The sequence below is a fragment of the Xanthobacter wiegelii genome (assembly GCF_043193855.2).
Classification (GTDB): Bacteria; Pseudomonadota; Alphaproteobacteria; order Rhizobiales; family Xanthobacteraceae; genus Xanthobacter; species Xanthobacter flavus_A.
Genome location: NZ_CM195529.1, coordinates 4,394,788 through 4,409,021, shown reverse-complemented (window position 1 = coordinate 4,409,021; position 14,234 = coordinate 4,394,788). Strand labels below are relative to the sequence as shown.

General features: G+C 70.4%; 12 protein-coding genes. 4 read left to right on the top strand and 8 right to left on the bottom strand.

The window, feature by feature from the left end:
* Positions 1–64: 64 nt before the first annotated feature.
* The 8 genes from cydB to V5F63_RS20575 all read right to left on the bottom strand — a co-directional run bounded on the left by cydB (position 65) and on the right by V5F63_RS20575 (position 10,264).
* Positions 65–1,099, bottom strand: coding sequence for a cytochrome d ubiquinol oxidase subunit II (cydB, locus tag V5F63_RS20610; RefSeq protein ID WP_209485222.1), 1,035 nt, complete (start codon positions 1,097–1,099; stop codon positions 65–67).
* A gap of 2 nt (positions 1,100–1,101) precedes the next feature.
* Positions 1,102–2,520: a cytochrome ubiquinol oxidase subunit I gene (locus V5F63_RS20605; RefSeq protein WP_394102694.1), complete on the bottom strand. Its 1,419-nt coding sequence runs from the start codon at positions 2,518–2,520 to the stop codon at positions 1,102–1,104.
* Between the two features lie 2 nt (positions 2,521–2,522).
* Entirely contained in the window at positions 2,523–4,820 is a 2,298-nt protein-coding gene (locus tag V5F63_RS20600; protein ID WP_394102695.1) for an FdhF/YdeP family oxidoreductase, read from the bottom strand.
* A gap of 249 nt (positions 4,821–5,069) precedes the next feature.
* Positions 5,070–5,969 carry an efflux RND transporter periplasmic adaptor subunit gene (locus V5F63_RS20595; protein ID WP_394102696.1) on the bottom strand — a complete coding sequence of 300 codons (900 nt, stop codon included), beginning with the start codon at positions 5,967–5,969 and terminating at the stop codon, positions 5,070–5,072.
* On the bottom strand, positions 5,966–6,172 hold the full coding sequence (locus tag V5F63_RS20590; RefSeq protein WP_209485214.1) for a DUF1656 domain-containing protein: 207 nt from the start codon (positions 6,170–6,172) through the stop codon (positions 5,966–5,968). Before V5F63_RS20590 ends, V5F63_RS20595 begins: the two co-directional genes overlap by 4 nt.
* 22 nt (positions 6,173–6,194) lie before the next feature.
* Positions 6,195–8,213 carry an FUSC family protein gene (locus tag V5F63_RS20585; RefSeq protein WP_394102697.1) on the bottom strand — a complete coding sequence of 673 codons (2,019 nt, stop codon included), beginning with the start codon at positions 8,211–8,213 and terminating at the stop codon, positions 6,195–6,197.
* A gap of 116 nt (positions 8,214–8,329) precedes the next feature.
* On the bottom strand, positions 8,330–9,469 hold the full coding sequence (locus V5F63_RS20580) for an FAD binding domain-containing protein (protein WP_394102698.1): 1,140 nt from the start codon (positions 9,467–9,469) through the stop codon (positions 8,330–8,332).
* Positions 9,470–9,487: 18 nt separating this feature from the next.
* Complete coding sequence (locus V5F63_RS20575; protein WP_394102699.1) at positions 9,488–10,264, bottom strand: SDR family NAD(P)-dependent oxidoreductase; 777 nt, start codon at positions 10,262–10,264, stop codon at positions 9,488–9,490.
* Positions 10,265–10,523: 259 nt separating this feature from the next.
* Between V5F63_RS20575 and V5F63_RS20570 the strand changes: the two genes are divergently transcribed.
* From V5F63_RS20570 to V5F63_RS20555, 4 genes are all read left to right on the top strand, one after another.
* Positions 10,524–11,039, top strand: coding sequence for a peroxiredoxin (locus tag V5F63_RS20570; RefSeq protein WP_394102700.1), 516 nt, complete (start codon positions 10,524–10,526; stop codon positions 11,037–11,039).
* Entirely contained in the window at positions 11,036–11,578 is a 543-nt protein-coding gene (locus tag V5F63_RS20565) for a DsbA family protein (RefSeq protein ID WP_394102701.1), read from the top strand. The genes V5F63_RS20570 and V5F63_RS20565 overlap by 4 nt, the downstream gene beginning before the upstream one ends.
* A 147-nt stretch (positions 11,579–11,725) precedes the next feature.
* Complete coding sequence (locus V5F63_RS20560; RefSeq protein WP_394028233.1) at positions 11,726–12,862, top strand: MFS transporter; 1,137 nt, start codon at positions 11,726–11,728, stop codon at positions 12,860–12,862.
* 36 nt (positions 12,863–12,898) lie between these two features.
* Positions 12,899–14,077, top strand: a complete 1,179-nt coding sequence (locus V5F63_RS20555; RefSeq protein ID WP_394102702.1) for a lipase family protein — start codon at positions 12,899–12,901, stop codon at positions 14,075–14,077.
* The last annotated feature ends 157 nt before the right edge of the window (positions 14,078–14,234 follow it).

Below are 14,234 nucleotides of genomic sequence, written 5' to 3'. Positions count from 1 at the left end.
GCGATGACCACCATCGCGCGGGGCGTCTCTGTTTCGGCCGGGCCTGTCAGGTGAACAGTGCGGATCAGCCGTAGCCGCCGTGCGCGCCGTCCGCCTCGTGCTGCACCTTGCCCCGGAAGATCCAGTAGGCGTGCGCCTGATAGGCCAGCACCACCGGGATGATGACCATGACGCCCACCCCGAGGAAGGCGAGCGACCGGGGATCGGACAGGCCGTCCCAGACGGTGACCTGACGCGGCACCACATAGGGCCACAGGCTCACCACGAGGCCGAACAGGCCGAGGGCGTACAGCACGAGGGCGAGCGCGAAGGTCTGCGCCTCGCGGCCGTTCCAGATCGCCCACCAGATCCACGCGATCACCGCCACGGTGAGGAGCGGTACGGGCGCGAGCCAGAACAGGTTCGGCAGGGCAAACCAGCGCGCCGCGACCTCGGGCACGCTCCAGGCGCTCCACAGGCTCACCAGCAGCATCATCGCCGCGGTGAGGATCAGCGCCGCCCGGGCGATCTCCCGGCCGAACACCTGCGTCGGCCCCTCCGCCTTCCAGATGAGCCAGCCGGCGCCGATGAGCGCATAGCCGCCCACGAGGCCGATGCCGCACAGCACGCCGAGCACGCTCAGGAAGCTGAAGGCGCCGCCCGCGAACATGCCGTTCTCCACCGGCACCCCGTCGATGAGCCCGCCGAGGATGAGCCCCTGGCAGAAGGTGGCGAGGAGGGAGCCGGCGAAGAAGGCGGCATCCCACACCGGCCGGAACCGCGTCGCCTGCAGGCGGAAGCCGAAGGCGACGCCCCGGAAGATCAGGGCGAACAGCATGAACATGATGGGCAGATAGAAGGCCGGCAGCAGGATGTAGTATCCGGCGGGAAAGGCGGCGAAGAGCAGCGTGCCGCCCATCACCAGCCACGTCTCGTTGCCGTCCCAGACGGGCTCGATGGAGGCCATCATCACGTCGCGGTCCTGATCGCGCGGGGCGGCGAGGAAGAGGATGCCGACGCCGAGGTCGAGCCCGTCCGCGAGCACGTAGACGGTGACGCAGAAGAGGGCGGCGGCGGCGAAGAGGAGCGGCACATGGTCCGCCTGCATCAGCTCGGTCATGGTCAGGCCTTCGCTTGTCCGACGCCGGGGACGGGCGACGGACGGGTGGGGGAGTTGGTGAAGAGGCCGACGCTGGCGCGCTCCATGCCGGGGCGCTCGGCCACCTCGGGCGACGTGTCGGTCGGGCCCTTGAACGCCACCCGTCCGGCGAACCAGAGGAAGGCGAGCAGCAGCAGATTGTAGACGGCGAAGAAGATGAGGAGGCTGGTGGTCACCGCCCCGGCGGCGACCGGGGCGACGGCATCGGCGGTGCGCAGCACGCCGTAGATGATCCAGGGCTGCCGGCCGGCCTCCGTCACCGTCCATCCGGCCAGCACGGCGACGAGGCCGAGGGGGGTGGTCGCCATGGCGAGGTATTGGAACCAGCGGGTGTCGTAGAGCCGGCCGCGCATCCGCAGCACCAGCCCCGTCACCGCCGTCACCAGCAGCAGCATGCCGATGCCGGCCATGATGCGGAAGGCGAAGAACACGATCGGCACGTTGGGCTGGTCGGCGGGCGGCACCGCTTTCAGGCCCTGAACCTCGCCGTCCCAGCTGTGGGTGAGGTAGAGGCTGGCGAGGTGGGGGATTTCGAGCGCGTAAAGGTTCTTCTGCGCCGCCATGTCGGGCCAGGCGATCACCGTCATGGCCGGGCCGCGGGTGGTGTCCCACAGGCCCTCCATGGCGGCGAGCTTGGTCGGCTGCTCCACCAGCGTGTTGCGGCCGTGCAGGTCGCCGATGAAGATCTGGAGCGGCGCCAGCACCAGCGCCAGCCACAGCGCCATGGAGAAGGCGGTGCGGGAGGCGGCCACATGCCGGCCGCGCCACAGATGGAAGGCGGAGACGCCGGCGATCATGAAGGCGCAGGTGAGGAAGCTGGCGCACACCATGTGGGCGAGGCGATAGGGGAAGGACGCGGTGAAGATCACCTGCCACCAGTCCACCACATGGAAGATACCCCCGGCATCCGCGACGGCGCCGGCCGGGGTCTGCATCCAGCTGTTGGCGGCGATGATCCAGGTGGTGCTGATGAGCGCGCCGCCCGCCACCATGAGGCAGGCGAAGAAGTGCGTTCCCCTCGACACGCGGGATTCGCCGAACAGCATGATGCCGATGAAGCCCGCCTCCAGGAAGAAGGCGGTCATGGTCTCATACGCGAGGAGCGGGCCGAGCACGTTGGCGACGGAGCGCGAGAAGCCGGCCCAGTTGGTGCCGATCTCGTAGCTCAGCACGATGCCGGTCACCACGCCCATGCCGAAGACGAGGGCGAACAGGCGCATCCAGAAGCGCATGAGGTCGCGATAGACCGTCCTGCCGGTCCGCCACCACAGGAAGCTGAGGAGCGTGACGAACCAGGCGGTGCCGATGGTGAGCGTCGGCCACAGGATGTGAAAGCCGACGGTGAAGGCGAATTGCAGGCGCGAGAGCGCAAGGGCGTCCATGGTCATTTCGCTCCGGTGGCGGGGGCGGATTTCACGAGGCGCACGGGGACGCCCTTCGAGGCCGGGGTGAAGCTCTGCGGGTCGTGCGCGTAGAGCGGCACGAGGGGGTTGGTCTCGGGGTAGTAGGCCGCGCAGCTCGCCTCCGGGAACGGATGGAGCACGACACGGAAGCCGCGCACCGCGCGCTCGATGCCGTCGGTGGAGAGGGTCACGATGTCCACGCGGTCGTCGGGCTTCAGCCCGCGCTTCTCCATCTCGGTCTCGCCAAGGAAGATCACGTCGCGCGCGCCATGGACGCCGCGATAGCGGTCGGAGAGCGAATAGAGCGTGGTGTTGTACTGGTCGTGGCTGCGGATGGTGGTGAGCCAGAGCGGGTGACCGGTGACGCCGGGGTCCTCGCACAGGCCCTCGCAGACGATGAAGTTCGCCTTGCCCGAGGCCGTCGCCCAGATGCGCTCGCGGGCGGTGGAGGTGAGGTGGAAGCCGCCCGGCTCCCGGATGCGGGCGTTGTAGCCCTGGAAGATGGGGAACACCGCCTCGATGTCCTCGCGGATCCGCGCGTAATCCGCCGTCAGCGCCTCCCAGTTCACCCTGGACCGGCTGCCGAGGGTCGCCCGCGCCATGCCGGCGATGATCGCCGGCTCGCTCTTCAGATGCTCGGAGGCCGGCGGGTTGTGACCCCTGGAGGCGTGGACCATGGACATGGAATCCTCCACCGTGACCGACTGCGGCCCGCTCGCCTGCATGTCGATCTCGGTCCGCCCGAGGCAGGGCAGGATCAGCGCGTCCCGCCCGTGGACGAGGTGGCTGCGGTTGAGCTTGGTGGCGATGTGGACGGTGAGGTCCAGTCGGCGCATGGCCTCCTGGGTCAGCTGCCAATCCGGGATGGCGGCGGCGAAATTGCCGCCGAGGCCGATGAACACCTTCGTCTCGCCCCGCAGCATGGCCTCCAGCGCGGTGACCACGTTGTGGCCGAACGCGCGCGGCGGGGTGAAGCCGAAGCGCGCCTCGATGGCCGCGAGCAGCGCGTCGGAGGGCACTTCCGTGATGCCCACCGTGCGGTCGCCCTGCACGTTGGAATGGCCGCGCACCGGACAGATGCCGGCGCCCTCGCGCCCCACATTGCCCTTGAGCAGCGTGAGATTGGCGATCTGCTGCACGTTCTGTGTGCCATGGCGATGCTGGGTGATGCCCATGCCGTAAACCAGGATCGCCCGCTCCGCCCGCATGTAGGCCTCGGCCGCCGTCTCGATGTCGGCGCGGGCGATGCCGCTCTTGCGCTCGATATCCTCCCAGGCGGTCGCCGCGAGATCGGCGACGAGGGCGTCGATGCCGGCGGTGTGGCCGCGGATGAAGTCCCAGTTGAGCACCGGCGCCAGTTCTTGCGCGCGGGCCGCCTCATCCGCCGCCACGAGGTGCTTCATCATGCCCTTGAGGAGGGCCACGTCGCCGCCGACGCGCACCTGGAAGATGCGCGAGGAGATGGGCGTGGAGGTCAGCGTCGCCATCTCCACCGGGTTCTGCGGCGCCTGGAAGCGCTCCAGCGCCCGCTCGCGGAAGGGATTGAACGACATGATGGTGGCGCCGCGCCGCGAGGCGTTGCGCAGCTCGCTCATCATGCGCGGTGAGTTGGTGCCGGGGTTCTGGCCGAAGATGAAGATGCAGTCCGCCCGCGCGAAATCCTCTAGGAGCACCGTGCCCTTGCCGACACCGATGGACTGGGGCAGCCCGACGCTGGTCGCCTCGTGGCACATGTTGGAGCAGTCGGGAAAGTTGTTGGTGCCGTATTCGCGGGCGAAGAGCTGATAGAGGAAGGCTGCTTCATTGGAGGCGCGGCCAGACGTGTAGAAATCCGCCATGTTCGGATCGGACAGGGCATTGAGATGCCGGCCCACCAGGGCGAAGGCCTCCTCCCAGCGCACCGGCACGTAGCGGTCGCTTGCCGCGTCGTAGCGCATGGGATGGGTGAGGCGGCCTTCCATCTCCAGCTCGTAATCGCCGAGGGCGGCGAGCTCGGTCACTGTGTGGGCGGCGAAGAATTCAGGCGTGCAGCGCTTCGTGGTCGCCTCCCAGGCCACCGCCTTGCCGCCGTTCTCGCAATATTCGAAGGGCGAGGTGTGCTTGGGATCGCCCCAGCCGCAGCCGGGGCAGTCGAAGCCGCCCGGCTGGTTCATGCGGGCAAGGGTGGCCATGCCGGACACGGCGACGTGCTGCTCCACCAGCGCGCTGCCCATGGCCTTCAGGGCGCCCCAGCCGCCGGCGGGCTCGTGATAGGGACGGATGGTTTTCGCGATGCCCATGGGCGGCTCCCGCAGCAGGGGTGAGAGGCTCTTGCGCGCGTCCTGCTCGACGGCGCGCGTCGCCGGTTCGGAAGTAACCGGAAGACGAGCCAATGATGACCTGCGGGGTCGGCTGCAATAAATGGGCTTCACATATGTCCGGCGCATACCTTGGTATGGCGCGGCACAGTCATTTCGGGGAAAGATCAGGCCACGGGAAGCGGACGCGGCCCGCCCGTTGCGGGGCAGGCCGTCCCTGCGCGCCGGCGATCATTTGCCGGTGATGGTGACCGTCGCGGTGAGCCCGGCGGAGAGGGTGACAGACGGCGGCACGGGATCGAGCGCGATGCGCACCGGCACGCGCTGGGCGAGGCGCACCCAGGTGAACACCGGGTTGACCGAGGCGAGGCCGGAAACGTCCGGCGCCACATTGGGGATGGCGATGCCCCGGCCGATGCCGCTCACATGCCCGGTGAGGGGCGCGCCATAGGCCATCAGCGCCACTTTCGCCGTGTCGCCCAGATGGATGCCGGAGAGGACGGTTTCCTCGAAATAGCCGTCCACCCAGAAGCTGTCGCTGTCCACCACGGAGAGGGCGCGCTGGCCGCTGATGCCGTAGTCGCCGACCTGGGTGAGGAGGTTCGTGACATAGCCGTTCACCGGCGAGACGATGCGCGTGCGGCTGAGGTTCAGCTTCGCCTGGTCGCGGTCGGCGAGCGCCTGCTGATAGGCCGCCACCGCCATGTCCGCCGAGGCCGCGAAGCTCTCCTTTTCCTCTTCCGAGGCGGCGATGGCGCTGAGCTTCGTGCGGCGCTCCGCCTCCGCCTTCTTGTTCTCGAGATCGGCCTTGGCGCGGGCGACGGCGGCCTCGGCGCTGGCGAGGGCGTTCTGGTAGTCGGCGGGCTCGATGACCATCAGGAGATCGCCCTTGTGGACAAACTGGTCGGCCTTCACCGGCAGCTCCACGATGCGCCCCGAGATCTGCGGCGCGACGGTGACCACATAGGCCCGCACGGTGCCGTCGCGGGTCCAGGGGGTGGTCATGTACGCCTCCCACATGCGCCATCCGAGCGCCCCGGCGACGCCCACGGCGGCGAGGGTCACAAGCACCCGCGCGAGGCGGGGCAACAGGGAAGCGCGCTTCCCGGCGGGCAATTCGATGGCGCTCATGAACGGGCTCCCATGGTCAGCACGGTGAGGGACAGCACGATCACGTAGATCGCGAGGGTGAAGAGGGCGGGGTGCCACACCACACGGGACAGGCCGATGCGGTTGCCGAGCATGATGAGCGGCATGGTGATGAGCCATGCCACGGCCATCATCGCCACGAAGGGCGAGAACAGCACGCCGAGGACTGACAGCTCCGAAAACATGATCCGGCTCCGTGTTGTGCGGTCAGGACGCACGGGCGCGCTGGCGCGGGGTGTCATCGAGACATTCCGCGAGGGCGTCGAGCGTGCCGATGAGGGTTGCGATCTGCGCCCGTATCTGAGTGGCGGCGGGCGTCGCGGCCGCTTCGTCCAGCCGCGCCGCCAACTCGGCACAGGCGTCGCGGGCGGCAGCCGGGCGGCCATCGCCAAGCGCGACGCAGGCGCTGGTGAATTGCTCCGCGTCTTCGCCGGCAAGCGCGGCGCGCAGGAAGATGATGGTGCGGCCGAGCGCGAACAGGGCCAGCAGGCGGCGGGCCTCATCGTCGCTCGCCTGCGGCGGCAGGTCTTCCGCGCGGCGGGTCATCAGCGCACGCCAGCGCGCGGCATCGCCGGGTCGCGCCCGCGCCGCCAGCCGCCGCACGTCGCGCACGGACAGGGCGAGGAGGCGCCGCGTCCGCGTCTGCGGTGACAGCACCGGCAGGATGATGAAGCAGACCAGCCCTGCGGCGGTGCCCCCGACGATGGTCAGCGCGCCATTGAAGAACGCGGACGGATCGTAGGCGAGCGGATTGCCGATCTGAAGCATCGGCAGCGAGGTGACGGCCATGGCGAGGAAGAGGGTCGGGTGCCAGCTCCCCGCCTGCATGAAGCCGATGGGAACCATCAGCAGCACCAGCATCGTCGCCAGCCCGGCGAAGGTGGAGAGGAAGGGCAGGACGCCGAAATAGAGCACGCCGCCGACCACCGCCATCAGGACCGAGCCGATGGTGTAGTCCACCGCCAGCGCGCGCGTCTGGTCGCCGGCGGCTCCGAAGATCAGGGTGGCGATGGCGACGAACGCGATGGCGAGTGGCCCTTGCGGCCAGGCGGTGAAGATGGCGAACGCCGCCGCCCCCGCCACCGCCGTGAACACCCGCACGCCGCTGAGGATGGCCGGCAGCGGATCGCCGATGACGACGGCCCGGGGCGCGAACTGCACCCGCGTCGCCCGCGCGCCCTGGAGCAGGGCGATGCTTTCGGCCATCTCCTCAAGGCTGGCGGCGAGGGTGCGGGTGGCGTCCAGAAGCACGGTGGTCCGCCGGTCGCCGGGCGGGATGGCTTCGATGGCCTCCAGCGCCGCGCGGCAGGCATCGCGGAACCGCTCCGGGTCGGCGGCAAGGGCGCGGGCATCGAGCCGCGCGAGCACCGCGTCCAGTTGCGCGCGCGCCGCTTCGACAGGGCCGCTGACATCCGCGACGCGGGCGATCTCCTGCCACGCCAGCACCGCGTCCATCAGACGGGCGGAGGCGCGGCGCAGATTGCCGCCGCGGGACCGCAGATAGGAGGAGTCCGCGATGGCCGCGTCCGTCGCGAGGTGAAGCGGGCCGAGCGCGCGCAGGAGGTCCCTGAACCTCTCGCGCTGCCCGGCCGCCTCTCCCGGCGCGACGAGGGTCGCGCGGAAGCCCCTGGAAATCTGCCCGGCGGCCTCCTGCAGCAGGTCCGCGAGCCGCCGGCTGGCCGCGCCGAAATCGGTGAGCAGGATGACGAAGACCGTCGCGCCGATGCCGATGCAGATCTCGCTCACCCGGATGAGCGAAAGGAAGAACGCCGAGGTCGGATCGCTGATCGTATCGGCGAAGACGACGGACGCCGTGAAGCCCGCCAGCGCCGCGGCATAGGAGGCGAAATTGCGCAGCCCGACGACGGCGACGCCGCACGCCCCGCACCACACGGCGAGGCTGAGGGCGAGCGCGTAGCGCTGCTGGGCGAACACCGCCAGAAGGGCGATCATGGCCAGCGCGCCGACGATGGTCCCGATGATGCGCCAGCGCCCCTTCTGAAGCGAGGTGCCGAGATTGGGCTGGCAGACGATGGCGGCCGTCGTCGCCGCCCAGAAGGAATTCTGAAGTTCCAGAGCATAGGTGATGTAGAGGGCAAGACAAACCGACGCCGCGAGCCGCAACCCGAACACCAGCCTAGGCGCCAGGGGACGAAGGCGCGCCCGAAGCTCTTCGGACAAAGCCGCGGGCCGCGTGTCGAGGCTGTCGTGAGAGAGGGAATTCATCGCTGTCGCGCCTGCCGGGCCGAAAGTGTGTGCTGTCAGCATAGGCGTCGGCGCACAGCGCGAAATTATACGCAAGGAAGCGGGGACCTACCTTCGTTTGCCCCCTTCCCATCCCCTCAGCCCAGGGCGCGCCCCAGGCGCTGGCCGTAGGCGACGATGGCGGCGCCCACCGGCAGGCGCGCGGATGCGTAGGCGGCGAGGGCGGCCTCCATGTCCGCGTTCATATCCACGCCCATATCCCGCTTTCCGGCGAGCGCATCGCGGAGCGCGAAGGCGTCGCCCGCCGCCTTCGCCACGCCCATGGCGGTGTGCGGGCGAGCCACGAACGCCGCGTCGCCCATCAGCGCGATCCGGCCCGCCACCATCCGTGGGGGTGCGTAATCGAAGATGGCATGGACGAAGGGGCGCGGCTCCGCCGCCACCATGGCCGCGAAGGACGGCGGCAGCAGGCGCGCGGCATCGGCCTTCATCGCGTCGGAGACCTCCGGGCGCACGCGGCCGGGGGCGAGGGAGAAGGGCCGGCGGGCGCCGTCAACGTCGGTGAGCACGTCACCGAGCGCGTCCTCCATATAGCGCCGGTACCAGACCCAGTTGTAGCGCCGCCGGCCGGGGGCGATGGAGCCGTCCGGGCCGGGCACGAGATAGCCGAGGATGTGCGAGCCGGGCATCTCGTAGAAGGCGAAGCGGTCGAACAGCTGCTCGGCCGCCGCCGCCGGCACCTCGGCCTCGGGAATGAGCCCGCGCCAGGTGGCATAGCCCACATAGGTGGGTCGGGACTTCGGGCCATTGACGGCGCCTCGCAGGGTCGAGCCGACGCCATCGGCGCCGATCACGAGATCCGCCCGCTCCTCCCGGCCATCCGCATAGGTCACGCGGGCGCCGCCGGTCATCTGCGACACGGAGACCGCCGGCCGGTCGATCTCATAGCGCTCGTCTGGCAGGAGCTGGCGGAAGGTGCGGAACAGCACGTCCCAGGAGAGCTGGGTCTGCGGCGTGCGCTGGCGGTGGATGATGGCGCCATCCCGGTCGAGATAGATGCGCTCGTGGGCCGTGACACCCACATGGGCGAGATGCTCCACGCCCACCTCGCGCAGGATGTCGAACACCTCGCGCTGCGCAACGAGGCCGGCACCGCGCCCTTCCAGGCCATGCACCGAGCGTTCGCTCACACGCACGTCGAAGCCGGCGCGGTGGAGCAGCACGGCGGCGAACAGGCCGCCGATGGAACCGCCGACGATGAGGATGCGCGGGGCCATGGCCTGTCTCTCCGGCGGTCAGACGATGAAGTCGATGACGCCGCCATCGACGCGCAGGGCGGCGCCGGTGGTGGCGGAAGCGAGCGGCGAGGCGATGTAGACGGCCATGTTGGCCACCTCCTCCACGCGCGCCGGCCGCTGGATGATGGAGCTTGGCCGGTGCGCCTTCACGAAGTCGGCGCCGGCCTCCTCCAGCGTCTTTCCGGCCGCCACCGCGTCCTTCAGCATGGCCGCGACACCCTCCGAGAGGGTGGGGCCGGGGAGGATGGAATTCACCGTCACGCCCGTGCCCGCCATGCGCTTGGCGAGGCCGCGCGCGAGGGAGACATCCGCCGTCTTGCTGACGCCGTAATGGATCATGTCCGCCGGGATGTTGAAGGCGGATTCAGAGCCCAGGAACAGCATGCGCCCCCAGCCGCGCGCCGCCATGCCCGGCAGATAGGCGCGGGCGAGGCGCACGCCGGACATGACGTTGATGGCCCAGTGGCGATCCCAGACGTCGTCGTCGGTCTCGAAGAAGTCGGACGGCTGGAAGATGCCGAGATTGTTGACGACGATGTCGAACGCGGGCTCGGCCGCAACCAGCGCTGCGGCGCCCTCGGCGGTGCCGAGATCGATGGCCCGGCCCCGCGCCGCGCCGCCGATGCGCGCGACGGCCTCCGCCACCTTCGCCTCCGAGCGCCCGTTGACGACCACCGTCGCGCCGGCCTGCGCGAGGCCCTGGGCGATGGCGAAACCGATGCCTTCGCTCGACCCGGTGACGAGGGCGGTCTTGCCTGTGAGGTCGATGATCATGGCTGTCTCCTGAGGGTGTGCCGCGCCGCGTCCGGCGCCGGGCGCAAATGCGCCTCATCATGGCCCATAGCCGGTGGGGGAAGATGCGGCGGGTCTGGGGCCGGCTTCTTTCCCAATCGCACGGGCAGGGCGCGCGGCAGCCGCAAGCAAACCCAAGTATGAGCGGCCCAAGCTTATGGCCGATGTCGACCGGCCCGCCTTCTCGGCATTGTCGCTGCCGACATTGGACACCCGCGACGCGGGACGAACGAGGCACCCCATGGCCGATCCGCACGACGCCGCACCCGCCTTGCTGCAGCCGGGACAGGCGGCACCCGACTTCACCCTGCCGGCGACGCCGGACCAGATGCTGTCCCTCGCCGATCTCCGGGGCGCGCCGGTCGTCCTCGCCTTCTATCCGGCCGACTGGAGCCCGGTCTGTGGCGACCAGATGGGCCTCTACAACCAGATGCTGCCGGAGTTTCACCGCGCCGGCGCGCAGCTGGTGGGGATCTCCGTCGATGGCGTGTGGTGCCACGCGGCGTTCGCGGAGGCGCGCAAGCTGCATTTTCCGCTGCTCGCGGATTTCGAGCCCAAGGGCGAGGTCGCCCGGCGCTATGGCGCCTACCGCGCGCAGGACGGCGTCGCACAGCGGGCGCTGTTCGTGCTCGATGCCGGCGGCATCATCCGCTGGAGCTATCTCTCGCCGCTCGGCCTCAACCCCGGCGCCGACGGCATTCTCGATGCGCTCGACGCGCTCGCCCCCACCCAGAAGCCACAAGGAGCGCAGGCATGACGCGCCGTCTTCCCCCCGTGAGCGCCACCGACACCGTGGCCGGGCCCGCCGATGCGCCGGTGACCCTGATCGAGTATGGCGATTACGAATGCCCCTATTGCGGCGAAGCCTATCCGGTGCTGAAGGCGGTGCAGGAAGCGATGGGCGCGCGGCTGCGCTTCGTGTTCCGCAACTTCCCGCTCACCGAGATGCACCCGCACGCCCTGCGTGCCGCGCAATTCGCCGCGGCGGCCGCCGCCTCCGGCGTGTTCTGGGCGGCCCATGACATGCTCTACGAGCATCAGGATGCGCTCGACGTGGCAAGCCTCACCGCTTATGCCGCGCGGCTCGGCATCGAGCGCCGCGTCCTGCAGGCGGCTTTCCAGGGCCAGTATGATGCCCTCATCCAGCAGGATTTCGTGGGCGGGGTGCGGGCCGGCGTGAACGGCACTCCGTGCCTCTTCATCAACGGCGTTCGCTACGACGGCCCGCGCGACCGGGAGAGCCTGATCGCGGTGCTGGAGCAAGCCGCCGCTGCCGCGCTTCACGCACCGGCCTGAGGCCGGATGCGCTGCCTTAAGGAGGCACCCATGATCTTCAAGCAGACATCGACCCTTGGTCATTCCGGCGCGCCCGATCTTGCCGCCGCGCCCGATCTCGCCGCCGCGCCGCAGCCCGGCGCGCTCGGCTTCGGCGCGACGCTGGCCATGGCCACGGCCGCCGGCCTCGCGGTGGCGAACATCTATTACAACCAGCCCATGCTGGAGCTGATCGAGCAGGATCTGCCCGGCGCCCTGACGGGGGCCATTCCCACCGCCACCCAGCTCGGCTACGCCATCGGCCTCATACTGCTGGTGCCGCTCGGCGATCTCGTGGAGCGGCGGCGGCTCATCGTCGTGCAGTTCGTGCTGCTCGCGGCGGCGCTGGTGCTGGCGGCGGTGGCGCCAACGGCGCTGCTGCTGGTGGCGGCCTCGCTGGTGGTGGGGCTCGCGTCCACGGTGGCCCAGCAGATCGTGCCCCTCGCCGCGCATTTCGCCGCGCCCGAGAAAAGGGGCGCGACGGTCGGGACCGTGATGGCCGGCCTTCTGACCGGCATCCTCCTCAGCCGCACCGTCGCCGGCTTCGTCGCCTCCCACGGCGGCTGGCGGGAGATGCTGTGGCTTGCGGCGCCCATGGCGCTCGCCGGCGCGGGGCTGATGGCGGTGACGCTGCCCGCCAGCAGGCCGGAGCAGCGCCTGAGCTACCACCGGCTGCTCCACTCGGTGTGGCAGCAATGGCTGGATTTTCCGGCGCTGCGGCTCGCGGCCATCACGCAGGCGGCGCTGTTCGCGGCCTTCACCGTGTTCTGGACCATCCTTGCCTTCCGCCTCGCCGAGCCGCGCTTCGGCCTCGGCGCCGAGGTGGCGGGACTGTTCGGCCTTGTCGGCGCGGTCGGCATCCTCGCCGCGCCCCTCGCGGGACGGTTCGCCGACAAGCGCGGGCCGACGCTGGCGGTGCTGGTGGGCTCCATCGTCACCCTCGCCGCGTGGGTCGTGTTCGGCGCATGGGGATCGCTCGCCGGGCTGATCGTCGGCGTCATGCTGCTGGATTTCGGCATGCAGAGCGCCCTCGTCTCCAACCAGCACATCGTCTTCGCCCTGCGGCCGGAGGCACGCGCGCGGATCAACACGGTGCTCATGAGCGCCATGTTCCTCGGCGGCGCCCTCGGCTCGGCCACGGCGACGCTGGCGTGGGGCGCGGGCGGCTGGTTCCTGGTGAGCGTGCTCGGCACGGCCTTCGCCGCCTTCGCCGTCGGCCTGCAAGGGCTCGCGGCCCGGCGGCGCCGGTCCGGTCCGGCGCGCTGACGGCCGGGCACATGAAAGGGTGAAGGAGGCTCCGCCATGGGCACGGGACGCTGTTTCGCCCTTCTTCTCGCCGCACTCCCCGCCGCCCTGTGGCCGGCGCAGGCGGTCTCGTCCGAGGGCTTCTATGCCATTCCGGACGGCCTGAGGCAGGGACCGCCTGGCGCACTCCTGAAGGCGGAGCCTGTGCCGGCGCCGCCGGGCGCGGGCGCCGCCTATCGCATCATCTACCGCTCGCGCGACCACGCCGGCCGTCCGGTGGCGATCTCCGGCCTCGTCGCGCTGCCGCCGGAGGGTCGCGCCGGTGCGCGCCCGGTGGTGGCATGGGGGCATGGCACGAGCGGCGTCGCGACCCGTTGCGCGCCTTCCCGCGACCCGGCGCAGGCCTTCGCCCGCATCGGCGGCCTTGGCGAGCTGATGGCTCACGGCGTCATCGTCGCGGCCACCGACTATGGCGGGCTGGGCGAGGCGGGACAGCATTCCTATCTGCTCGGAGCGAGCGAGGCGCATGCCATGATCGATTCCGTGCGCGCGGTGCGGCACTTGCCGGGCGCCGATGCGGGCGCGCGCTACGCGGCTTGGGGCTTCTCACAAGGCGGTCACGCCGCCCTTTTCACCGCCGCCGAGGCCCGTGCCTACGCCCCGGAGCTGCGCCTTGCCGGTGTCGCCGCAGCCGCCGCACCCACCGAGCTGAGGCGCCTCTTGCGGGACGATATCGATACGCTGCCGGGGCAGGTCGTCGCCTCCTTCGCCGCGTGGTCGTGGGGACAGGCCTACCGGCTGCCGCTCGACGGCATCGTCCGGCCCGCGGCACGGGCGACGGTGGAGCGGATCGCCGCCGATTGCAGCCTCGATCCCCTGGGCGACGTGGCGCTCGGCCTGTCGGCGCTGTCCTACGGCGCGACCGGCTTCCTGCGCTCCAGCGCCGACCGGCGGCCCGGCTGGGACCAGCTGATCGCCCGCAATTCCAATCCGGATCCCAAGGGCGTGCCCGTCTTCTTCGCGCAGGGGAGCCTCGATGCCCTCGTCGAGCCGGCGACCACGCGGGACTATGTGGGGCGCCTGTGCCGGACGGGCACGCCCGTGACCTATGTGGAAGTGCCGTGGGCATCCCATGGCGGGGTGGCGAAGGCCGTGGCGCCCATGGCCGTGTCCTGGCTGCTCGCCCGGCTCTCGGGCGCGCCGGTGCCGGACGGGTGCGTCCGCGCCGGCCGCTGAGGCGACGCGCGCGGCAGTACAAGTTCGGACATCGGACCCAAAGATATGCGTCCCCCTATATTGATGGGCTAGACAGTATACCCGCGTATAGGCTCATTCCGCAGCCTCCTCTTCTACAGTGTTCCTGTGTCGGCGCTGGATCTCGGGCCGCGCGTGC